Below are 22,859 nucleotides of genomic sequence, written 5' to 3'. Positions count from 1 at the left end.
CCGCCCGTGCCTCCGGGTCCTCCGGGGCCCCGCGGGGCGCGGATGCCGCTCCCGTGGGCGCTCGTGCCGGAGGGGAGGCCGGGCGCGACGCGTGTTCCGCGTCGCCGCGGTGTCTGCCCGAGCAGTCCACCGGTTCGCGGGTTGTTCGGCAGCCCCGTTCCGTACCTCTGAACAACTGCCTTCGTCTGTGGCAGGTGGGGCTCCGGGTGCGTGGAGAGGTACGTTCCTCGCAGGGGAAGCACCTTGATCAACTGAATGGGAGCGGTGTGGGAAGGCCGGAGAAGGAGCTCGATCCGGAAGCGGGGCCGGTGCCGCGTTTCGCCCACGGACTGCGCGGACTGCGCCGGGAGGCCGGGGGGCCCTCGTACCGGGAGATGGCCCGGCGCGCCGGGTACTCGGTGACGGCGCTGTCCCAGGCCGCCGCCGGGGAGAAGCTGCCGACGCTGCCCGTCGCCCTCGCGTACGTCGCCGCCTGCGGCGGGGACGCGGAGGAGTGGGAGCACCGCTGGAACGCCGCCGAGGCGGAGCACCTCGCCGGGCTCGCCTCCGGCCCGGACGACGGGAGCCTCCCGCCCTACCGCGGTCTCGCCCGCTTCGAACCCGAGGACGAGGCGGTCTTCTTCGGCCGCGGGCAGCTCACCGACGAGCTGACGGACCTGGTCGCCACGCACCGCTTCACCGTGGTCTTCGGCCCGTCCGGCAGCGGCAAGTCGTCCCTCCTGCGCGCCGGTCTCCTCCCCCGGCTGCGCCGGTCACGGGCCCCGCTGCCCCGGGCCGCCGCCCTGCGGATCCTCACGCCGGGCGAGCACCCGATGCGGACCCACGGGAAGCTGCTCGTCCCGGCCGGCGGGGAGGGCGAGACCTGGCTGGTCGTGGACCAGTTCGAGGAGCTGTTCACGCTCTGCGCCGACGCACGGGAGCGCGACGCCTTCCTCACCGCCCTGCTGGCGGCCCGCCGGCCCGACAGCGGGCTGCGGGTGGTGCTCGGTGTGCGCGCCGACTTCTACGCACGGTGCCTCGCCCATCCCGGCCTGGCGGCCGCCGTCAAGGAGGCCGCCCTGCCGGTCGGCCCGCTGACCGCCGAGGAGTTGCGCGGGGCGATCGTGCGACCGGCGGCCGCTTCCGGTCTCATCGTCGAACGGGCCCTGACCGCCCGCCTGGTGGAGGAGGTCGCCGGTGAACCCGGCGGCCTCCCCCTGCTGTCCCACGCCCTCCTGGAGACCTGGCGCCGCCGCCGCGGCCGCACCCTGACCCTGGAGGGCTACCACGCCGCGGGCGGGCTGCACGGCGCCATCGCGCAGACCGCCGAGGACCTGTACACGGACCTCACCCCCGCCCAGGCGGAGGCGGCCCGCCGCGTCCTGCTGAGCCTGATCACCCCGGGCGACGGCGCCCCGGACACCCGCCGCCCCGTCGGCCTCTCCGAACTCGCCGGCACCGGCGCGGAGTCGGACTCGCGCGCGGTCCTGGACCGGCTGGCCCGCGCCCGGCTCGTCACCCTGGACCGGGACACCGCGGACCTGGCCCACGAGGCGCTGATCACCGCGTGGCCCCGGCTGCGCGACTGGATCGACGAGGGCCGCGAACGGCTGCGCCGCCACCGGCGCCTGACCCAGGCGGCCCACAACTGGCTGGCCCGGCAGCGCGACAGCGGGGCGCTGCTGCGCGGCGGCGAGCTGACCGAGACCGAACTCGCCTTCGCCACCGCCCGGGAGCAGCGCGAACTGTCGGCGCGGGAGCGGGACTTCCTGCGGGCCAGTACCGCGGCGCGCACCCGGGCCCGGTGGACCCGCCGCGCGGTGACCTCCGCGGTGGCGCTGCTCGTCGTCCTCGCCACGGTGGCCGGGGTGACGGCCTGGCAGCAGGGCCGCGACAGCCTGCGGCAGCGCGAGGAGAGCAGGCAGCAGCGCGAGGAGGCGGCCGCCCGCCGCGTGGCCTCGCTGGCCCAGGGCGTGCGCGCGTCCGACCCGGCCCTGGCGATGCGGCTGAGCCTGGCCGCGTGGTCCCTCAAGCGGACGACGGAGACGCGTTCGGCGCTGCTCGGGGCGTTCGCGCAGCCGGAGTCGGACACGTACGACGTCCCGGACGGGGTCCGTACGGCGGTGTCCTCCGGCTCGCCGCCGGTCCGCCTCAGCGCGGACGGCCGCACCGCCGTCGTCGTCGGCGAGTCCGAGGTGCGGGCGTGGGACGTCACCACGCGCGAGGCGGTCGGACCGCCGGTCCCGCTCCCCCACGACAGCCGGGTGAGCGGGACCTCCCCCGATGGCCGGACGCTCCTCGTGACGTCCCGGATCCAGAGCGCGGACCCCGGCGTTCGGCGGTGGGACCTGACGTCGGGCAGGCCGGTCGGCGCCCCCCGGCGAACGGACGGGACCGTCCACGGCTACGCGCCCGACGGCCGCGCCGTCGTGGACCTGCGGCTCGACGAGAGGGGGCGGGGCGGCCTCGGGCTCCGGGACGCGCGACACGGCCGGCTCCTGATCGAGCGCCCCGCGGGCCGTGATCCGCGATGGGCGGTGAGCCCCGACGGCCGCCTCCTGGCGCTGTGCGCCGAGGGGGCCGAGGAGGGTGCGCGGGAGGCCGTCCCGCTGGAGATCTGGGACGTCACCCGGCGCCGTGAGCTGCCCGCGACACGGCCCGGTGCCTGCGCCGCGAAGTCCCTCCGGTTCACCGGGGACGGCGGGACGCTGATGACGCGGACCGCCGACGGGCTGCGCTTCTGGGACCCGGTCACCGGGCGGGAGCGCGCCCCCATCCGCCACGCGGACCTGACCGACGCGACGACCAGCCCCGACGGGCGGTTCGTCGTGGCCGCGGACCGCCGCGAGATCCTCCTGTGGCGGCTGTCGTCGCCCGCGGAGCCGGTCTTCCGCTTCCCGCTGGCCAACGAGGCCGCCACCCAGCTCAGGATCGACACGGCGGCCGGGGTGATCCGCTACGTGACCGAGCGCCACCGCTCGGACAGCGTCGTGCGCACGGTCTCCTACGGCCCGGCGACGACCGCCGACTGGAGCCGGGAGCCCGCCTCCCAGGGCACGTTCAGCCGGGACGGCCGGACCCTCGCGGTCGACCGCCGCCGGGGCGGCACGTCGTACTCCGAGGCGTACCGCGTCGCGGACGGGCACCGGACGGCCCGCACCCCCGCCCTCCCCTGCCCGGCGGGCGGCCCTCCCCCCGCCGACGACGAGTGCCACCCCCTGCTCGCGCTCAGCCCCGACGGCCGGACCCTCGTCCACGGCAGGACCAGCCTGTTCGGGGACCGGGAGCGGGAGGACTACCGGGACCTGGTCCTGTGGGACGTGCCGGCCGACGCGCCCGCCCGTCCGCTGGCGGACCCCCGCCCGCCCCACTCGGCGCGGCTGCCCGTGACGGGGGTCGCCTTCACCGGGGACGGACGGTCCCTGCTCGTCACCCGCTTCGGCATGGACACGATCGACATCTGGGACGTGGCCCGCAGGCAGCGCACCCGGTCCGCCGCGCAGTCCGAGGCCCACTTCCGGGTCTTCGACCTCGGCCTCTCGCACCCCAGCACACCCCTGGCGCGCCCCGACGGCCGTCTGGTCGCCACCCCCCGGCACGTCTTCGCCCTGCCCTCGGGCCGGATCACCTCGCGCAGCCTCCGCATGGACGCCACCAGCGTGCTCGCCTTCAGCCCGGACGGCACGCACCTGGCGGTCGGCGACAGCGCGGGAGGGGTGACCCTCTGGGACGGCGACGTCACCCGGCGGCGCGGGGCCCTCCTCGGAACCCGGGACGCCGCCCGCCGGGGCACGGTCGAAGCCGTCGAGGCACTCGCCTTCTCACCCGACGGGACGACCCTGGCCGTCGCGGGCGACGGCGGCACGCTCCAGCTCTGGGACGTGGCGTCGGGCCAGCCACTGGGGTCGCCGCTGCCGACACCGGGCGACGGCATCGTCGCGGTCGCCTTCGCCCCCGACGGCCGCAGCGTGCACAGCGTGGGCGAGCACAGCGGCGTCCGGTCCCATCCGGTGGCCCCCGACCGCCTGGTGTCGTCCGTGTGCGGGCGCGCGGGCGGCGGGCTCTCCCCGGACGACTGGGAGACGTACCTCCCGGGCATCCCGTACCGGAAGGTCTGCTGACCGCGGGGCACCCGGCGGGCCGGCCCACGGCCCGCCTCCGGTCCCGACGGCGGCTCCGCTCCGGGACAGGGCGTCCGGTCCGCCGGGCCACGCACCCACCGGTGTCACGGCCGGTACCCACGCCCACGTCCGGCTCGTCTCCAGCGGGACGCCGTCAAACGGCCCGGCACCGCATCCGACGGCCTGAAGCATCCTTCGGGAAGTCCGCGAACAGCGGCCCGGTGGGTCGCAGTGGGTGAGCGGGTGTGGTCGGCGTGGGTGTGGGCCGCGCGTCCGCTGCGGGTCGGTGAGGTCCACGGGCGCGTGCCGTGTCCGCACGGGACCGCCTCAGCGGCGCGCCCGGTGGTCCCGTGCGGGCGCGGAGCGGGGTGGCCGCGCGGGTGGCCGGGGGTCGTCTGTCCAGGGCCGTGCGCACTGGTGCATCCTGGCCGGAGGGGCCGTACGGGAACGGCGGGCGCGGAGGGGGGCGGGCGCATGCGTGCGACCGTGCTGGACGTGGTGGGGAGCGTCGTCGAGCGGCACGCACCCCAGGAGAGGCAACTGGTCGAGGACCTGGCGGGCCTGGACTACGACCTGGTGGTACGGCGGATGCGGCAGGCGTCCTCCGGCGGACGGTCCGACCCGCTGGGCTTCGGCTTCGGTGACGTCGCGACCCTGCTCACGCCCCTGGTCCTGCTGGTGGTCGACGAGGCGTGCCGCGCCGCCGTCGCGGACGGGACCGGCCGGCTGATGAACCGGGCCGCGGCCGTCCTCGGACGGCTGCGCCCGTCCGCCCGGCGCGCGGCCGGCCCTCCCGAGGTGCCGGCCCTCGACCGGGGGCAACTGGCGACCGTACGGCGGCGGGTGCGGGAGGAGGCGGTCCGGCGCGGCATCGGCGGCACCGAGGCCGACGCCCTCGCGGACAGCGTGGTCGCACGGCTGGCCCTGGCGGGCGCGGAGGACCCGCGGGACACCGGACCCGAGGCGCCACCGGGTGGTTCGGATGAGTCCGGTGCCTCGGGTGGGTCAGGGGGCTCGGGTGGGTCAGGGGATTCCGGCGGCGCCAGTGGCTCCGGGGACTCCGGTGGGTCGGGGAATTCCGGTGGCCCCGGAAGGGATTCCGGTGGCCCCGGCGGCTCGGGGGACGGCGGTCGTCAGGAGGACGGGCCGGGCCGGTGAGCGGGCACGCGGAGGCGGCCGCACCCCCTCGGGACCCGGTGCCGCCGGCTCCCGACCCGGGCGCGCTGCCCGCCGGGACCGCCCTGCGCTTCCTCGTCCTGGTCGTCGCGATGGCGGTGGCCACGTTCGAGATGCTGAGCGCCGTCCTGCGGCCGTACCCCGCCCGGAACGCCCGGTTCCTCTGCGAGTTCGCGGCGGGTCACGACCCGGCCGGGGCCCTCGTCGACAACGTGGCGCGGTACAACGCCCAGGCGGCGGCGGTCAAGGAGTGCGCCGCGGCGGCCCCCGTGTCACCGGAGTGGTACGGCCCGGCCGGCGGCGTCGTCGTCCTGCTGGCGGCCGTGGCCGTGTACCTGCTGCTGCCGCGCTGGAAGCGGTGGCGGCGCGGCCTGGTGCCGCTGCACGGCCGGGACCCGCGGGGCGAGGTCCGGGCCGAGGTCGCCCGGCTGGCCGGGACCGCCGGGGTGCGCGTCCTGCCCGACCTGGTGGTCGATCCGGCCGCCTTCGACGCCGGCGCGGTGGTCTTCGGCCGGGCGGGCCGGCGGACCCTGTGCCTCCACCACGGCCTGCTGCACGTCCGCCGCCTCGACCCGGCCCGCTTCCAGGCCGTGGTCCTGCACGAACTGGCCCATCTGCGCCACCGGGACGTGGACATCGCCTACGCCGTGACGGCGCTCTGGCGGGCCTTCCTCGCCCTGGCCGCCGTCCCGTTCGTCCTCGTGGTCGGCGGGAGCCTCGTCGCGGCGCACCTCGGCTGGTTCCTGGGCGCCGACGCCGTCTTCTGGCCCGCCGCCCGGCCGTACCTGGTCAAGGAGGTCGCGACCGCCGCGTTCCTGTTCCTGCTGGTCGTCCTGGCCCGCGCCGACACCCTGCGCCACCGCGAGCTGTACGCCGACCGGGGGGCCGTGGCCCGGGGCGCCGACCCCGGGGTCTGGCGGGCACGGGCCGAGGGGGCCGCGGCGCGGGGCCGTGCGGCGCGGGACGTCTCGGCGCTGTGGCGCAGCCACCCCTCCTGGGAGGAGCGCTGCCGCGTGCTCCGGGATCCGGCGGGCCTGTTCACGCTGACGGGCACGCCGCTGTTCCTGCTCGGCGCGGTCACCGTGGTCACCGGGAACGCGCTGGGCGGCCTGTGGGAGGCCGGTCCGGCCGCCTGGCTCACCGGGGGCCTGGCGGCGGCCCTCCTGACGGTCTCGGTCTGGCGCGCGGCCCTGTACGCCGCGCACCGGGGCACCCCCGGCCCCTCGGGCGTGCGGGCCGGCCTGGCGCTCGGACTGGGCCTGGTCTGCGGGGAGTTGCTGTCCGGGACGAGCGTCGGCCCCGGCTGGGGGCCCGCGCACCCGGAGCCCCTGCTCTTCCCGTTGCTCGGCGCCGTGGCCTACGTCTGCTGGCTGGCCCAGTGCACCCGGCTGCGGCTGCGGGACACACCGGGCACGCCGTCCGCGCTGCGCGGGGCGATGCTCGTCGCGGCCGTCGCGGGGTGCGTCGTGGCGGCCGCCGGTCTCGGCTGGTGGATGGGCGAGGGCCAGTTGTGGCTGGCCGGGGCCCCGTACCGGACGGGCGGCCTGGAGCAGCACATCCGCGAGGTCTTCCCCGGCCCCTGGGACCGGTACGGGCAGTACGCGGCGGTGCTGCCCTGGATCGCCGCGGTCCTCGTGAGCGTGAGCGCCGCGGGTTCGACCCCCCTGGTCGTCGCGGCCGCGGCGGTGCTGTGGATCCATCCGGCGGTGCTGCTGCTCCGGCGGCCGCGGGCGGCGGGGCTGCGGTCCACGGTCCTCGCCGGGCTGGCCGGGGGCGTGCTCGGCGTCGCCGCGGTGGCGGTGGTGATGGCGTACGTCCACTCCTGGCGCCCTCCGCTGGAAGAGCGGGGCACGGCCTTCGGCCTCGTCCACCTGTGGTGGCGGACCGTCGCCCTGTGGGCGGGGGTGGCCGTGACGGCGGCCGTCGTCGCCGCGGCCACCCGCACCCACCGGCTGCCCCGCGCCCTCACCGCCGCGGGCATCGCCCACGTCACCGCGCTGGCCGGGCAGTTCGTGCTCCAGTCCGCCGACGGCTGCCTGGGCCCGCTGCGGGTCATGGGCGACACCTGCCACTGGCTGCCCGAAGCGGCGTGGCCGCTGACCGAACTGCTGGTGCAGATGACCGTGCCGGCGATGTTCGGCGCCGCCCTGGTCGCCGCGCCCCTGGCCCGTCTCCCCCGTGCCGGAAGGCCCTCGGCGCCCGCCGAAGCCGTACGGCGGCCCTGGCCGCCCCGGATCGCCGTGGGCCTCGCCGCGGCCCTGGCCGTCGTGTCGTCCGTCGTCGCGGTGCGTTCGGCGTCGGGCGGCGGTACGGCCCTGGCGGTGCCCCGGCGCCCCCCGGCCGCCGACACCGACGCACGGGTGCGCGCCTTCCAGTTGCTGGCCTGGTTCAAGGTGGGCGGCCAGGCCGACATGGTCGCCCTGGCCTCTCGGTACGCCGAGTTCGAGAAGTGGTTCAAGGAGTCGACGAACCCCGACACCGGTGCCTTCGACGGTGACGCCCTGCGCCCCGTCTGCGCCGGTCTCGCCCGCGACACGGCCACCGCGCGGCGCCATCTGGGCGTACCCGACCCGGAGTTGGACCGCAGCTGGTCCGCCCTGCTGGCCAAGAGCCGGGACGCGGCCCGCACGTGCACGTCCACGCTCGACTCGGACAGGAACGACGTGGCGCGCAACACGAGGATGCTGGAGCGGCTCTTCGACGCCTACGAGCAGGCGGGCGGCACCCTTCCGCGCCTGACGGACCGCGTGGACACCGCGCTGGAGCAGTGGCCGCGGTGGAAGGCCCGCTGACCGGTCCGCACGTCGTGCGGAGCCCGCCGCGGCCCGCTTCCCCCGGGGAGGTCGCGCGTGCTCCCGGCTTCCCCGGTCGGTGCCCGTTCCGCCCGGGGCCCACCCGGCGGGCCTGATCCGCCATGTTCGGCAACGGCCCGTGACCTCACGTCCCCCGCGCGTTCCCCCGCGCCCCGGTGGCACCCCGCCGGGGCTTCGCCGCCCCCGGCGTGACCGGTTTCCCGCCACCCGACGATCGCGGCCTCGGGGGCGCCGGATCCCGTGAATCACCAGGTCCTCGGGGCCATCGCCGCCGTCCCGGACGGTGGCGGCAGGACACGGCCGTCGCCGCCGGGCCGACGCGGCCGGAAAGCCGTCACCCACTCGCGTTACCCGCGCATGTCCCGGTCCTGCGGGGAGCACATCCCGTTCAGCCGTCGAAAAGAGCGGGCGGCGGGACAGTGAAGGAGTGACAACGGCCATGAGCATGATCCAGACCGGAAAGGTCTCCCTGGACTCCCGGCACCCGGTCGAGACCCAGGGTGACGACCTCTCGACCTTCACGCACGTCAGCTTCCCCACGCCGTTCCCGCAGGGGACCGAGGTCGTGGTCTTCGCGCAGGTGCAGACGTTCCACGGACCCCACACGCCCGGGGTGCGCATCGCCAACGTCACCCGTACCGGTTTCCACATCCGCATGAACGAGCTGTTCGGCGCGAACATCATGAGCGACGGGCCCCACGCGCTGGAGGAGATCGGCTGGATCGCCTCGACCGTCTGATCCCGGCGGGGAGTGGGGGCCGGACGGCAGGGCCCGGCGCTGCGGGAGGGGTGGGCGGCGCCGGGCCGTGGCTCCGGAACCGCCCACCCGTCACCCGGGAGGCGGGCGACGACCCGCCGGCCCACCCGCGTTCCGCCGGCCGCCGCCGTCCTCCCGCGCGGGGCCGGTCTCCCTCAGCCGGGCCAGGTGCCGGTCACCCGTTGCACGGTGGTGGCGCCGGCCCGGTCGACACTGGCCTTGACGACGGCGAAGATCGCTCCCTGTACGGCGGCGGCGATCAGCACCTCCCCCCAGGTGCGGTCCTGGTCGGTGGCGTCGGGAGCGTCGTCGTCGTGGCCCAGCATCTTCCACGCCTGCTTGAACGCCGCCGCGGCGATCATGCCGCTCGTGGCGCCGAGGAGCAGGCCCACCGGCTTGTAGGCGATCTTGGACGCCTTCATCGACGCCCCCTGCCACGGCGCTTCCTGACGAGCACCAGGAGCACGACGACGGCCACCGCCGACAGGGGCCCGCGCCGCCGGCGCGCGGCCTGCGCGACCTGTCCCGCCTTGTCGCCGAAGCCCTCGGGCGCCTTCTCCCGGAACTTGCCCGCCACCGTCGCGGTGGCGCTGATGATCCGCTCCTTCGCCTGGGTGGTGCTCTCGGTCACCGGGGCGGGAAGCCTGTCCTGCGCGGCCCGCAGGGCCTCGGCCGCCTTGTCCTTGGCCTGCACCGCCCGCTGCCGCGCCTGCTCCCTGGTCTCGGCCGTCTTCTGCCGCATCCGGGCCTTCACGTCCGCTTCACCGGCCAGGGCCTCCACGGTCTGCCCGAGTTGCTCACGCGTGGCCTCCGCCTTCTCCCGCAGTTCCGCGGGCGTGGGGACCGAGTCGTGCGACTGCGTCTTGTCCGTCATCGGTGTGCTTTCTCCTTGATCTCGGCCACGTCGGCCTTGATACCTTCGATGGCCCGCTCGGGCACGGGTGGGGCGGCGCCGGCGACCTGCTTCCTGCCCGCCAGGGCCAGGGCCGCGGCGATGGCCGCCAGCGCACCGCAGACGATCAGCGCCGACGCCCACACGGGCAGCACCAGGGCCAGTGCGGCGATCCCCGCGGCCACCAGGGCCTGCAGCGCGAGGAACGCCACCATGCCCGCGCCGCCGAACAGCCCACCGCCGATACCGAACCGCTTTCCCTTCTGAACCATCTCCGCCTGCGCCAAACGCATCTCGTCACGCACCAGCTGCGACAGCTGCTGCGACGCCTGCGTCACCAGCGCCCCGATGGAGTCCTCCCTCCTGCTCGGTCCCGCGGGCTGTTCGACGGTACTCATGGGCATTCACCCGCCTTCCTTGTGAGATCGCCCCGTGCGGGGGTCGTCCTTTCGCGGTTCTCACGCCTGCCGTGTCCGCTCGTCCGCATCGCCGGTGACGGCTCCGCCCCGACGAAGCCGGCGGAGCCGATGCCGCTCGGACGCGCGCGGTGGCCCTCGACGTCCCCATCGGCGACGCGGTGGCCCTCGCCGGACCGGTGCCGGGCTTCCTGACATGCCGTCGTCATCCCTGCCTCCGAGTCGCCGGTCACGCGGATACCCCGAGCGGGCCGAGGCATCCCGCCCGCTTTCCGGCATCGCCTCCCCGCGGCGGGCGGCCCGGTGGTGCCGCGGGCCCCTCGTAGGACTCCTCGCTCGGGGCGCGGCCCGTACGGGATCGCTCTCACGGTCGTGACCAGCGGACGGCGGGCTGCGGCACGCCGGGTCCTGCCCTCATCCGCAGGAACGCTGCGACGGGAAGGCCGATGGTCGTGCCGAGCGGGCGCACCAGGGTGTCGAAACCGGCGGCGGCGGCCGTCTCCGAGACCGGGACGACGCTCGTGATCCGGGCGGGTCCCCTTCCGTCCGGCAGCCCGGCCGCGAGCGCCGCCCCCGCCGGGTCAGTGCGGGAACGGGGCGGTGATCCGGTTGTACGAGGCGAAGTCCAGGCCCATGGTGTACGGGAGCGTCAGGAAGGTCCGTTCGTACAGTTCCGGTGCCCTGCCGACGAACATCGACAGCTCCCCGAGCCACGGCCGCCCCCCGGCCCCGTTCAGCTCGACCCGGCATCCCCACCGGTCGAACGTGACGAGGGTGCGGGGGTCGTCGCCCGCCTTTCCGGTGTAGGTGACGAGCAGCGGGACCAGCCCGGGTTCGAGCTCGACCGACACGTCGTAGGGGATGGTCGTGCTGCCCCAGGTCTCGACGTAGAAACCGCCGGTGTCGCCTGCGGTGTGCCGCAGGGGGACCTCGGCGCAGCTGACGCACGCCTCGTCGCCGTCGGCCAGCTCGCAGACGGCGGCGCCGGCCACGACCATGCCGTCGGCCTCCTCACCGCCGCGGAGCGGGAACAGGCTGTAGACGACCGGAGGTCCGGTCCGCTCCCCGCCCCGGTCTTCGCGGTAGGTGGTCAGCCTGGTGCGGACCCGCAGGCCGTCGGAGACGGTGACGCTCCCGATCCGGCCGAGGGAGCCGTCGGCGGCGAGCTGTTCGACGGCGGCCGTGTTGCGGGGGTGCGCCGCGTGCGACAGGAGCTCGTAGTCCGGCACCGCCCGGCCCTGGGGCCACGCCTTCTGCGCCGTGTACCCCAGCAGTGCGAGCCGCCAGAGCCGGCGGTCGGCCAGTTGGCGCCGGATCGACTCGGTGTTGTCCCAGACGTCGGCCACTTGTCCGCCCAGTTCCTCGTGCACGTCGGGACGTGCGCGAAGGATCCCGCCGAGCCGGTGTGAGCTGTCGAAGAACCTTCGCAGGTACCGGGGTGCGGGGCGCCCCCGGTAGGCCCGCGCGGCCACCCTGGCGACGAAGACGTGGGTGCGCGCCGACGCGTTGAAGTGGCGGGCCTCGGCAAGGGCCCGGGCGTTGTCGGAGCCGTACGACAGGGCCCGGTCGAAGTCGCCGTGCTCGTAGTACCAGACGGCGAGTTCGTTGATCAGGGCCGACGGCTGCCTGCCGGGCGCGCCCAGGTACCCGGCGATCTCGTCCCTGCGGGCGCGGGCGCGCCCGTGGTCGCCGCGGGCGGCGTGGTACACGGCGAGGGCGGCGAGGAGGTCGCAGCGGTGGTTGACGCGGTCGAGCAGGGGCTCCATCGCGTCGGCCAGGGTGAACGCGTGCCGCACGAGGTGTTCCGGCACCTCCGTGCCGTCCTTCGCGGCGTCGCGCAGCCGCCGCGCCGCCTCGTGGCACTCGCCGTGGGCGTCGGCGCGTGGACGGGGGGCCTCCGCGGCCCGGCGGAGCCGGGCGGCCGACTCGTGGTCTCCCAGCATCTCGCGGGCCGAGGCGAACCAGGCGATCAGGCCGGACCTGTCGAGCACCTCGGCGAGCAGGTCGACCTCCACCGGCCCCTCGGGCCCCGGCGCGCCGTCGGAGGGGTACACCGGGCGGGTCGGCACGACCAGCCCCGTCCTGATCCGCCGGACCAGCACGTCGTCGGGCACTTCCCCGTCGGCGCCGGCGCCGTCCGGGTCGCCGACGAGCCGGGTGGCGGTGTCCAGCCACCGGCGTGCCCTCTCCGTGCACGCCGGTTCGCCGACTTCGGCGAGCGCGCACACCCCCGGCAGCACGCACCGGGCGACGAACAGCCACTGCCGTATCGGGCGTGACAGGCCCTCCTCGGCCTCCGTCGTGCCGTTCCTCGCGCTCCAGGACTCCAGTTCCCGGTGTGCCACGTCGAGCGTCGCGTCGAGCCGGTGGGCGAGGCCCCGACGCCGGTCCAGCGGCGCCGTGAGCCGGATCGTGTCGAGGAGTCGGAAACTCTCCACCGCCAGGACGTAGTCGATGTCCAGGACACCGGCGTACTGCAGGGGCGGTGCCAGGTGGAGCTGTACGGGCCCGGGGGCGGCCAACGCGCGAAACCGTTCCCGCAGTGCGGGCAGCGCCGCCTGGTGCAGCGCCTCCGCCGCCTCGGTCCTGTTCTCCTCGGCCAGGGTGCGCATGCACGCGAACAGCGCGAGGAGGACGCCGGTCAGCACCGTCACGGTCTCGACCTCGTCCACCGCGGGGCGCGAGGACACGCGGGTCTGCGGGAGCCCGACGTAGAGGTAGGCGGCGGCGTCGGGGTCGTCGCCGACGGCGCCCTGCACCGCCCGTGCCAGGTCCTGGTGGTGCAACCGGTCGGCGATGCGGGAGCCCACCCGTACGGCGAGGTCGTTGGCGACGGGCCAGAGCGTGCTGACCACGGCCCGCGCGCCGGCGGTGACGAACGCCGCGCCGGTACTCGTCCAGCTGCCGCAGGAGTTGTTCACCACGACGGGGTGTCCGCGCATGCGCCACGTTCGGATCAGGGCGTCCGGGATCCGGTCGTTGACCCCGTCCTCGATGTGGTCGTCCCGGCTGTGCGCCACGATCAGCAGCAGGTCGACGTCGATTCTGTGCAGCACTTCCTCGAGCACGGCCCGGCGCGCGTACTCGGCGGACAGGACCAGCGGCGCGGACAGGCCGCCGGCCAGCTGGTCCTCGTAGGCCGGGCGTTCGGTGGCGGTGAGCGCGCCCAGCGCGTCGAACACCACGCCCAGGGCGACGGGCGGGGCCGGTTCGCCGGTGTGGTGGAGGAGGCGCGGCACGAGCGTGCTCGCCGTCTGGGCGGGCAGGTGCGCGAGGGCGTAGCGGTCCATCCACCGCTGTGTGCCCTCTGCCAGCGGCGTCAGGTGCAGGGGGAGGTTCCGCGTGAACACGGTCAGTGTCCCGGCGTCCGGGCGCCGCAGGCTCCGCGGCACGGCCGCACGGGCCCGCCGTGCCAGGTCGGCCGCGTCGGTGAAGGCGCCCTGGTCCGTGACGGGCGGCAGGAAGGCGATGCGGCTGCCCCTCAGTGCCGCGTAGCCCACCGCTTGGCACACCAGCAGGTCGGCGGCGGTGCTCTCGCAGATCACGAGTTCGTCGGCCGGGCCGCCGAACAGGTCCAGCGCGGTGCCCAGCACGTCGGCCGGTGCCCAGTCACCGGTGCCGTCGCTCAGCGTCAGGCGGTCGACGTCGGCGAACGCGAGCCGGGCCCGGTGGGTCACGGCGAGTGCCAGCGCCGGGCCGTGGACGTCCGCCCGGCCGGGGGCGAACAGCGTGACGCGGTCGTCCCGGTGGGTCCGGGTGCCGTCGTCGCGGACGAAGGTCGCGGCCAGCCCGGCCGTCCACGGCTCGGCCCCGAGTCCGACGCCGATGAGGACGCCGATGGTCAGTCCGGCGAGGAGGCGGGCCATCGCCGCGGGGTCGGCCCACTGCTCGGGGGTGACCGCGAAACACGGCACGAATCCGGGGCCGCGGTCGGCCCGGACCACGAGGGCCTCGCGTTCGTGGCCGACACGGGCGACCACCACGGTGTCGTGCACGCGCGGGACCTGCGGGCGGATCTCCACCGTGAACGTCACGGTGCCCGGCTGCGCGCCGGTGACGGTCTGGAACGTCGTGCCGTCGTGGGCCCACGGCAGCGAGGTGGAGACGGTCAGCTCGACACCGGGTGCGAGTTCGAACGTGTCGCCGTCCTGGCCGAGGCAGCTCCAGCCGACCCGGTGCAGGGCCCGTTCCGGGAGGTCCACCCGCAACCGGGCGGCGAGCGTCGCGTTCCGGGTGGGCTCGACCCGCTCGTAGCGGAGGGTACGGCCGAATCCGTTCGGCATGATCATGTGCGGCCGGTCCTGGCTGTCGACGACCAGGGTGGGCAGCGGACGCGGCTCCTCGGCGAGGTCGACCAGTTCCGCTTCGGTGAACGCGATGGTCTCGGCCCGGCGGGCCCGGTCGCACAGCCCACTGATCGTCCAGCCGGACATCAGGAAATAGATGTGGTTGTACTCCCCGAAGAAGTGCATCGTCCCTCACCAGAGGTAGGGCAACCGGGCCCGCGCGGACCGGCCGTTGATCACTGGTACCTGACGTCCCCCCGTGTGCTCGGCGACCGCCGCGGCGACTTCCTCGTACAACCGGTGCACGCCGACGGTGAACCCCTCGTCCGCGGCGGAGGGCCCCTTGAGCAGGTAGTGCGTGAAGACGCCGTGCCCCAGCTCGGCGCTCTCCCGGGCGACCTGGTCGTCGTCGCAGGCGCCGACCATCAGCCGTCCCTCGCCCAGTTCCAGTTCGCTGAGCGAGACCGTCCCCCCGGCGCGGTCCGACGCCCGCGCGGCTCGCAGCCGGGGGCCTTCGAAGGTGCGCCCTCCCGCCCTGCCGCTGAAGCAGGCGTCGACCAGCAGCACCACCAGCGGTGGCCCGGTGATCCGCTCGAACAGCCAGGGCAGTTCGCGTTCCATGCTGAGCCCGGTGGCGTACACGTGGTCGTACTCGGTGTCGTGCAGGACCAGGTAGCGGTCGACCCCGTTCGGGCCGGGGCTGGTCTCGGGGCTTCCGTGGCAGGCGAAGTAGAGGAGCACGAGATCGTCTTCGGTGGCCTCGCCGGCCAGCCGCTCGCCGATCTCGACGTGTACGTTGCGCCTGGTCGCCTCCTCGTCCAGCAGCAGCGTGACGCGGCGTTGCGACGGGTGGACCTGCTCGACCAGTTCCGCGACGGCCTCGGCGTCGCGCCGGGCCCAGGACAGGTCGGCGATGCGCGGGTCCCGATACCGATCGACACCGACGACGACCGCGTGCAAGACCACCGGCCCCTCCCCCACCACGCCTCGTCCACCCGAGTACGAGCACGGTGCCGTCCGCGCTCCCCACCGTCAAGACGGTCGGACCGCCGCGGTCGGGTCCGTCCCCGTGCCCACCAGAGTCGCACGGGAGGGCACCGCTCACCGGCGGGGAGCGTGCGCGGCACGACCACGGGTTACGGCCCGGACAGGAGTTCGCCCCATCGTGCCGCCACCCTTCGGACCGGGCGAGGGCCGCCGACGACCGGGGAAGCCCGCCGGGAGGGAGGCGAAGCCGAGCGGGAGGGCGGGGCCCCTGCCCCGCCGCTCGCCCTCTTCGCTCCGTCGTCCCGGGGTGGGCCTCCCCCCGGGGTGCCACCGGGCCGCCCGTCCAGACGCGTGTCGAACGTGTCCCGGGGCGCATGTTCCTCACCCACGTCCCGGCTAACTCACCGTGGCCGTCACAGCGGATCCGCACCGACGAATGCGAAGCGCCCGAACGAACGCCGACTGAAGGTCCCACAAGAGTTGCAGGTCTCCGCCGATGGGCAGCGTTGTACGGCGGAATCGGCCTGTGGGAGGGGCTGTGGCGCGCAAGAAGTCTCTGGCGGGTCAACTGCTGTCCGTGTACCAGCAGCGCCAGAAGGCGAAGGCAGCCGAACAGAAGCGGCAGCAGCAGGAGGAGTCACGGCGGACGCGGGCGGCGGAACAGGAGCGGCAGCGGCAGGAGCGCGCCGAGGCGCAGGCGGCCAGAGAGAGGAGGCAGGCTTCGTCGAGGTCGAGGTCTTCGGCGGATTCGACGGCCGCCCGTACGACCAGGACGCCGAGCGGCTGATCCTGCGGGCCACACGTCACGGGTGACTTCGGCACAGGAGCGCACGGTTTCGGCCGTGCGCCCTTTTGCACATCATTCGCAGGTACGTAGTATCACCTGGTCATCACCGCGACGGGAGACAGGAAGCCGGTGCGAATCCGGCACGGTCCCGCCACTGTGACCGGGGAGTGCACCCTTTGACACGCCACTGCGCACGACGCGCGGGAAGGCTGGGGGGAACGTCGATCCGGGAGTCAGGACACTGGTCTGTCGCGGGCCCGTTCCGAGGAGCGCGGACTCCCCAGGAGGCTTCACGTGTACGACGGCACGCCCCGTCCCCTGTCCTTTCCCCCTGTCCGGTCCCGGCGCCGCGCCCTGCGTGGCGCCGCGGCGGTCCTCACCCTGTCCGCGGTGCTCCTGACCGGCTGCTCCGGCACGGCCGCCGAGAGCTCCGCCACCAAGGGTCCCGAGGCCGCGGAGTCATCGGCCGAGGGCTTCCCGGTCACCGTCGACAACTGCGGCACCCGCACGACGTACGACAAGGCGCCCTCCCGCGTCGTCACCATCCACCAGCACCCGGCCGAGCTGATGCTCGCCCTCGGGCTGAAGGACCGGATGGTCGGCACGGCCTTCCCCGACTCGTCCGTCCTCCCCCGGCTCCGCAAGGACTTCGAGGCCATCCCGGAACTGGCGAAGAAGGAACCGTCCTTCGAGAACGTGCTGGAGGCCGACCCGGACTTCGTCTACGGCGGCTACGGCAGCGCCTTCGCCGAGAACGAGGGCCGCTCGCGCGAGGCGTTCGCCGACGCGGGCATCGACACCTACCTCAACCGCGAGTACTGCGGCAAGAAGCAGGTGTCCATGCAGGACACCTACGACGAGATCCGCACCATCGGCACCATCTTCGGCGTCCGGGACCGCGCCGACCGGCTCGTGGCCGACCTCCAGGGACGCATCGCCCGGACCACCCAGGCCGTCAAGGGCGTGCCCGCCGTCCCCGTCTTCGTGTACGACAGCGGCGACAAGGCGCCGTTCACGGCGGGTGGGAAGAGCCTGGGCACCGAGATCATCCGGCTCGCCGGCGGCCGCAACGTCTTCGCCGACCTGGACGAGGTCTTCGGTGACGCCTCCTGGGAGCAGGTCGTGGACCGCAGGCCCGAGGTGATCGCGATCTACGACTACGCGGGCGCGGGCGGCGTCGAGCAGAAGAAGAAGTTCCTGCTCTCCCAGCCCGCCCTCGCCGACGTCCCCGCCGTGCGGAACAAGCGGTTCGTGGTGCTGCCGCTCACCGCGACCCTGGTCGGCGTACGCCCGCCGTACGCCGTCGAGGACCTGGCGCGCGGACTGCACCCCGAGCGGTTCCGGTGACGGCCCCCGCGAAGACCACTCCCTCCATGTCCCGTGCCCCCGGCCGTCGGGCCTCCCAGGACGGGCGCCCCGCGACGGCGTTCACGGGGACGCTCGCGGTCCTGGGCGTCCTGCTCCTGGTCTCGATGACCGCGGGCATGGCCATCGGCTCGGTCCATGTGCCGCCCGACCAGGTGTGGGGCATCGTGACGCACGCGCTCGGCGCCGACTGGTCGGAGCCCACGTGGTCCCGGGCGCGCGAGACCATCGTGCTCGACGTGCGGGCTCCGCGCGTGCTGCTGGGCGCGGTGGCGGGTGCCGGGCTCGCGGTGGTGGGCACGGCGATGCAGGCCCTGGTGCGCAACCCGCTGGCGGAGCCGTATCTCCTGGGGGTGTCCTCGGGTGCATCGCTCGGCGCGGTGGTGGTGATCGTCTTCGGGGTGAGCCTGTTCGGGCCGGTGTCGCTGTCGGTCGCGGCGTTCGCCGGGGCGCTGCTGACCCTGCTGCTGGTGTACACCACGGCCCGGTCCGGCGGCCGCATCACCTCGGTGCGCCTGGTGCTGTCCGGGGTGGCGTTCGCCTCGGTGCTGACGGCGGTGATGGACGTGCTGCTGCTGACGTCGGACCGGGGCAACGAGGCGCGGGCGGTCCTCGCCTGGACCCTCGGCGGGCTGGGCGGTGTGCAGTGGGGCACGTTGTGGCTGCCCGGAGCCGCGCTGCTGCTGGGCGTCGGCGTGCTGCTGGTCCAGGCCCGGTCGCTGAACCTGCTGCTGGCGGGTGAGGAGGCGGCCACCACCATGGGGCTGGACGTGGCCCGCTTCCGGGCCCGGACGTTCGTCCTGCTGTCGCTGGTCACCGGGGTGCTGGTGGCGGCGGCGGGGCCGATCGGTTTCGTCGGGCTGATGCTGCCCCACATCGTGCGCCTGTTCGTCGGCGGGGACCACCGCCGGGTGCTGCCCGCGGCCGCACTGGGCGGCGCGGTGTTCCTCGTCTGGGCCGACATCGCGGCCCGCACGGTCGCCGCGCCCATGGAGATCCCGGTCGGTGTCCTCACGGCGCTGTGCGGCGGGCCGTTCTTCCTGTGGCTGATGCGCCGGGACGCCCGGCGGAGCACCGACCGAGGAGTGGGATGACCTCCACCACGACCCCGCCCATGGGCGCGGCCGAACTCGCCGTGGAGAGCGTCACCCTCACGGCCGGTGCCCACCACCTCGTACGGGACGTCTGCCTGACCGCGCGGCCCGGTGAGGTGGTCGGTCTGGTCGGGCCGAACGGCAGCGGCAAGTCCAGCCTGCTCCGCGCCGTCTACCGCGTCCTGCGCCCCGACGCCGGGTGCGTACGCGTGGACGGAGCGGACGCCTGGGCCCTGCCGGTGCGCCGGCTGGCCCGTACGCTGGCCGCCGTGGTCCAGGAGTCGGCTGCCGACTTCGACCTGACCGTACGGGACGTCGTCGCGATGGGCCGCACCCCGCACAAGCGGCTGCTCGACGGCGACACGGCCGAGGACCGCCTGCTCATCGAGTCGGCCCTGGAATCCGTGGACGCGACCGGCCTGGCGGACCGGCGCTTCGACCACCTCTCCGGAGGCGAACGCCAGCGCGTGCTCATCGCGCGCGCCCTGGCCCAGCGGCCCGCGCTGCTGGTGCTCGACGAGCCGACCAACCACCTGGACATACGCCACCAGCTGGACGTCCTCGGCATCCTCCGTGAACTCCCCGCCACGGTCCTGGTCGCCCTGCACGACCTGAACCTCGCGGCCTACTACTGCGACCGCCTCTACGTCCTCCGCGACGGCGAGGTCACCGCCTCGGGCAGCCCTTCCGATGTGCTCACGCCGGAGTTGCTGGCCGAGGTGTACGGCGTGACGGCCGAGGTCACCGTCCACCCGCGCACGGGCGCGCCCCACGTGACCTTCCTCCCCGGCGCTCCCCAGCGGCCCGGTCACTCCGGCTCGGGAGCGGGCGGAGCCACCGCGGGCGGCTCCGCCGGGCGGGACCGCCCACCGTCGTGACCGGACACCGCCACGGTGACGACGCCGACGACCACGGGGCGGCGGTGAGCCTCCCGACGGCCCGGACGGTCCGGCTCGGCGCGCCCCGCCTGTCGGGTCGCCCGAGCCGCTCGGACCGCCGGGCGGGCCGCAGCAGCCCGGACCAGCCGAACGCCCGGCTGAGCGGGTACCTCCAGAACGGGTTCGGGTCGTCCACGAACGGCATGACCGCGACCGTCGCGGAGTCACCCGAACGCATACGCGCGTACAGCAGGAGGAACGCGGCCCCATGACCGCTGCCGCACCGGCGTCGTGAAGGGACGCCCGCAGGTCCCCGCGCACCGGTGCGGCCGCTGGTACGGCCCTGCTCTCCCTGAGCTACGGCGAAGTGACACGTAGCTCTGTGCAGCGGACCCGGGGTGCGCTTGTCAGGGTTTTCGATTTCCCCGAGTACGCCGCGATGGTGCTGGTCACGCTCTACGGCGTGCTGCTCATCGGGTACGCGATCAAGGTGTTCGCCGTCTCGCGCGCTCGCGGGTGACGTAGGTCGGTCGGCGGAGGCTCCGCGGTCAACCGTGTAGGCCACGGGAGCACCGGCCGGTGCCGCCCGTGCCACGGCGTCGTACCCCGGCCACCCGGCAGCCGACGACAGCCAGGAGAAGCCCGCTCGGCAGGCCGGCGGTCAGCGTTCAGCGGTGCGCTGGTAGATGTCGGGGATGCCGTCGTGGTCCTCGTCGCGCTCCTCCTCCTCGTACAGGCGCCGGTAGATGCCGTTGCGGCGCTTGATGAGGAGGGCCGCAAGGAAGGCGGCGATGACGGAGCCGATCAGGACCGCGGCCTTGACGCGCTCGGTCATGGCCGGGTCGGGGAAGGACAGCTCACCGATCAGCAGGGCCACCGTGAAGCCGATCCCGGCGAGGACCGCGAGGGCCAGGACGTCGGCCCAGGCGAGGTCGGGGTTGAGTCGGGCGCGGGTGAAGCGGGCGGCCAGGTAGGTGCCGGCGAAGATGCCGAGGGTCTTGCCGACGACCAGGCCCAGGACCACGCCGAGCGGCTCCGGCCGGGTGAAGACCTCCGTCAGGGCCGCGCCCGAGACTCCGACGCCGGCGGCGAAGAGCGCGAACAGAGGGACCACGACTCCCGCGGAGAACGGGTGGATCAGGTGGGAGGTGCGCTCGGCCGGGGAGGCGGTCTCGCCCTGGTCGCGGGTGGTGCGCAGGATCAGGCCGATGGCGACGCCGGCGACGGTGGCGTGGATGCCGCTGTCGTACATCAGCGCCCAGGTGACGACGCCGAGCGGGACGTACCACCACCAGCCGCGTACGCGGAATCTCTGGAGCACGTGGAAGACCACCAGGCAGGCGACGGCCCCGCCGAGGGTGGTGAAGTCCAGGTCGCTGGTGAAGAAGATCGCGATGATGAGGATGGCGCCCAGGTCGTCGACGACGGCGAGCGTGAGCAGGAAGGCGCGCAGCGCGGCGGGAAGGTGGGTGCTGAGAACCGCGAGGACGGCGAGGGCGAAGGCGATGTCGGTGGCCATGGGCACCGCCCAGCCCTTCGGGCTGCCTCCGCCCGCTGCGGCTGTCGCGGCGTACAGGGCGGCCGGTACGGCCATGCCGCAGACTGCGGCGATGACCGGCAGGGCAGCCGTGGCCGGTGTGCGCAGCTCGCCGACCACCAGCTCACGCTTGAGCTCGATGCCGGCGACGAGGAAGAAGAGGGCGAGCAGTCCGTCGGCGGTCCAGTGTCCGACGGACAGGTCCAGGCCGAGGGCCGGTATGCCGAAGTGGAAGTCACGTATCCGTTCGTAGGCGCCGCTCCACGGGCTGTTGGCCCATGTCAGCGCGATGACGGCGGCCGCGAGCAGGACCAGCCCACCGACGGTTTCCGTCCTCAGTGCCTGAACCACCGCGTTGCGCTCCGGCAACGACAGGATGCCGAGAAAAGGGGAACGCTCGCGGGGCGCGGCAGCCATGAGGAGGTACCTCCGGGGTTTTCGGCTTCAGGGCATACGAGCCCCAGGACGCCGACCAGGCTTCCCGGCACACCGCGCGTCGGATGCAGCCGCTCGCAGGGCGGGGCGCTGACGCGTTCCTTGCACCCTAGCGGTCTCGGATGAATGCCGCCAGACCTCGTTCTACCTGCTGAAACGGGACCGCGGGCATGGCGAGCGGGCCCGTCCACACCAAGGCGCGAGGTGTGTACGGGCCCGCTCAGGAGCCGGGCCGCCGGGGGGCGGTCAGACGGTGGTCTTCACCGGCTCCCGGTCTTCGTCGTCCTCGGTGATCTCACCGGCGTTGCGGGCGCGGACGAACTCCAGGAAGGAGTTCAGCTCGCGCTTGACGACCGGGGCGAGGAGGTACAGGCCGATGATGTTGATGACGGCGAGCATGAACAGCACCGCGTCGGCCATGTCGATCAGGGTCTGCAGCGTCAGCAGGGAGCCCGCGACCGCGAACAGCGTGTAGAAGACCTTGAAGGTCGTCTCGCTGGCCCGGCTGCGCCCGAAGAGGTGCGTCCACGCCTTCATGCAGTAGTAGCCCCAGGTCAGCACCGTGGAGATGGCGAACAGCATCACCGCGAGGGTGAGGATGTACGGGAACCAGGGCAGCACCGTCGCGAAGGCGTCGGAGGTGATCGTGACGCCGCCGATGGACTCGCCGCCCTCACGGACCTCGACGTAGCTGGCCGGGTTGGCGATGACGATGGTCAGCGCGGTCATCGTGCAGATGACGACCGTGTCGATGAACGGCTCCAGCAGGGCGACCAAGCCCTCGCTGGCGGGGTGCTTGGTCTTGACCGCGGAGTGCGCGATCGGCGCGGAGCCGAGACCGGCCTCGTTGGAGAACGCGGCGCGCTTGAAGCCGATGATCAGCGCGCCGAGCACACCGCCGGCGACACCCTGCGGGTTGAAGGCGCCCTCGATGATGGTGCCGATCGCGGCCGGCACGGCGGAGACGTGGACCAGGATGACGACCAGGCAGGCGACGATGTAGATGCCGGCCATGGCCGGGACGAGCTTGCTGGTGACGTTGGCGATGGAGCGGATGCCGCCGAGCAGCACGATGCCGACGAGTGCGGCGATGAGGATGCCGAAGAACAGCGCGCCGGCGGAGGAGCCCATCAGGCCGTCCTCGCCGCCGGTGACGGAGACCAGCTGGGCGTAGGACTGGTTGACCTGGAAGAGGTTGCCGCCGAAGAGGCCGAAGAACAGCACGAAGAAGGAGGCCAGGATCGCGAGGACCTTGCCGAGGGTCTTTCCGTTCTTGCCGAAGCGGTCGGCGAGGCCCTTGGGCAGGTAGTGCATCGGGCCGCCGGAGACGGTGCCG

General features: G+C 74.3%; 17 protein-coding genes, 1 pseudogene and 1 riboswitch. Of the genes and pseudogenes, 9 read left to right on the top strand and 9 right to left on the bottom strand.

Annotation, left to right across the window (positions count from 1 at the left end):
• Positions 1–266 precede the first annotated feature (266 nt).
• The 4 genes from IE106_RS04420 (at position 267) to IE106_RS04405 (ending at position 8,828) form a co-directional block, all read left to right on the top strand.
• Complete coding sequence (locus IE106_RS04420) at positions 267–4,100, top strand: nSTAND1 domain-containing NTPase (RefSeq protein WP_189530040.1); 3,834 nt, start codon at positions 267–269, stop codon at positions 4,098–4,100.
• Positions 4,101–4,574: 474 nt separating this feature from the next.
• Complete coding sequence (locus IE106_RS04415) at positions 4,575–5,258, top strand: hypothetical protein (RefSeq protein WP_229840018.1); 684 nt, start codon at positions 4,575–4,577, stop codon at positions 5,256–5,258.
• On the top strand, positions 5,255–8,068 hold the full coding sequence (locus tag IE106_RS04410) for a M56 family metallopeptidase (RefSeq protein ID WP_229840016.1): 2,814 nt from the start codon (positions 5,255–5,257) through the stop codon (positions 8,066–8,068). Before IE106_RS04415 ends, IE106_RS04410 begins: the two co-directional genes overlap by 4 nt.
• 460 nt (positions 8,069–8,528) lie before the next feature.
• Positions 8,529–8,828 (top strand): hypothetical protein, encoded by a 300-nt coding sequence (locus tag IE106_RS04405; RefSeq protein WP_189530038.1) that lies wholly within the window; start codon positions 8,529–8,531, stop codon positions 8,826–8,828.
• A 173-nt stretch (positions 8,829–9,001) separates the two neighbouring features.
• On the opposite strand, the gene IE106_RS04400 is transcribed toward IE106_RS04405, so the two are convergent.
• From IE106_RS04400 to IE106_RS04375, 7 genes and pseudogenes are all read right to left on the bottom strand, one after another.
• On the bottom strand, positions 9,002–9,268 hold the full coding sequence (locus tag IE106_RS04400; protein ID WP_189530036.1) for a DUF4235 domain-containing protein: 267 nt from the start codon (positions 9,266–9,268) through the stop codon (positions 9,002–9,004).
• The gene (locus IE106_RS04395) at positions 9,265–9,720 is read right to left on the bottom strand and encodes a DUF3618 domain-containing protein (protein ID WP_189530034.1); all 456 of its coding nucleotides are present in this window, start codon (positions 9,718–9,720) and stop codon (positions 9,265–9,267) included. The genes IE106_RS04400 and IE106_RS04395 overlap by 4 nt, the downstream gene beginning before the upstream one ends.
• Positions 9,717–10,136 (bottom strand): phage holin family protein, encoded by a 420-nt coding sequence (locus IE106_RS04390; RefSeq protein WP_189531104.1) that lies wholly within the window; start codon positions 10,134–10,136, stop codon positions 9,717–9,719. Before IE106_RS04390 ends, IE106_RS04395 begins: the two co-directional genes overlap by 4 nt.
• 451 nt (positions 10,137–10,587) lie before the next feature.
• A pseudogene (locus tag IE106_RS30910) lies at positions 10,588–10,710 on the bottom strand (MFS transporter); the annotation flags it as partial.
• A gap of 25 nt (positions 10,711–10,735) precedes the next feature.
• Entirely contained in the window at positions 10,736–14,626 is a 3,891-nt protein-coding gene (locus tag IE106_RS04385) for a CHAT domain-containing protein (RefSeq protein WP_189530032.1), read from the bottom strand.
• Positions 14,627–14,632: 6 nt separating this feature from the next.
• Positions 14,633–15,406, bottom strand: a complete 774-nt coding sequence (locus IE106_RS04380; RefSeq protein WP_189530029.1) for a caspase family protein — start codon at positions 15,404–15,406, stop codon at positions 14,633–14,635.
• Positions 15,407–15,991: 585 nt separating this feature from the next.
• A complete protein-coding gene (locus IE106_RS04375; RefSeq protein WP_189530027.1) occupies positions 15,992–16,249 on the bottom strand; it encodes a hypothetical protein in 258 nt (85 codons plus the stop codon).
• A gap of 28 nt (positions 16,250–16,277) precedes the next feature.
• Positions 16,278–16,478: riboswitch (cobalamin riboswitch) on the top strand.
• A gap of 30 nt (positions 16,479–16,508) precedes the next feature.
• Between IE106_RS04375 and IE106_RS04370 the strand changes: the two genes are divergently transcribed.
• The 5 genes from IE106_RS04370 to IE106_RS04350 all read left to right on the top strand — a co-directional run bounded on the left by IE106_RS04370 (position 16,509) and on the right by IE106_RS04350 (position 20,071).
• Positions 16,509–17,561 (top strand): ABC transporter substrate-binding protein, encoded by a 1,053-nt coding sequence (locus IE106_RS04370; protein WP_189530025.1) that lies wholly within the window; start codon positions 16,509–16,511, stop codon positions 17,559–17,561.
• Between the two features lie 26 nt (positions 17,562–17,587).
• Positions 17,588–18,673 carry a FecCD family ABC transporter permease gene (locus tag IE106_RS04365; RefSeq protein ID WP_229840014.1) on the top strand — a complete coding sequence of 362 codons (1,086 nt, stop codon included), beginning with the start codon at positions 17,588–17,590 and terminating at the stop codon, positions 18,671–18,673.
• A 20-nt stretch (positions 18,674–18,693) separates the two neighbouring features.
• Entirely contained in the window at positions 18,694–19,551 is an 858-nt protein-coding gene (locus IE106_RS04360) for an ABC transporter ATP-binding protein (RefSeq protein ID WP_189531102.1), read from the top strand.
• Positions 19,548–19,823 carry a hypothetical protein gene (locus IE106_RS04355; RefSeq protein WP_189530021.1) on the top strand — a complete coding sequence of 92 codons (276 nt, stop codon included), beginning with the start codon at positions 19,548–19,550 and terminating at the stop codon, positions 19,821–19,823. The genes IE106_RS04360 and IE106_RS04355 overlap by 4 nt, the downstream gene beginning before the upstream one ends.
• A 95-nt stretch (positions 19,824–19,918) precedes the next feature.
• Positions 19,919–20,071, top strand: a complete 153-nt coding sequence (locus IE106_RS04350; protein WP_189530019.1) for a hypothetical protein — start codon at positions 19,919–19,921, stop codon at positions 20,069–20,071.
• Positions 20,072–20,212: 141 nt separating this feature from the next.
• Here the strand turns inward: IE106_RS04350 and nhaA are convergent, their stop codons facing one another.
• Complete coding sequence (gene nhaA / locus IE106_RS04345) at positions 20,213–21,505, bottom strand: Na+/H+ antiporter NhaA (RefSeq protein WP_189530017.1); 1,293 nt, start codon at positions 21,503–21,505, stop codon at positions 20,213–20,215.
• A gap of 264 nt (positions 21,506–21,769) precedes the next feature.
• Positions 21,770–22,859 (bottom strand): alanine/glycine:cation symporter family protein (locus IE106_RS04340; protein WP_189530015.1); only part of this gene is annotated, 1,090 nt, incomplete at its 5' end.

The organism is Streptomyces roseolilacinus (assembly GCF_014649335.1).
GTDB classification, from domain to species: Bacteria; Actinomycetota; Actinomycetes; order Streptomycetales; family Streptomycetaceae; genus Streptomyces; species Streptomyces roseolilacinus.
Note: the sequence above shows the minus strand (reverse complement) of the source record. Positions and strands in the feature narration are given on the sequence as shown.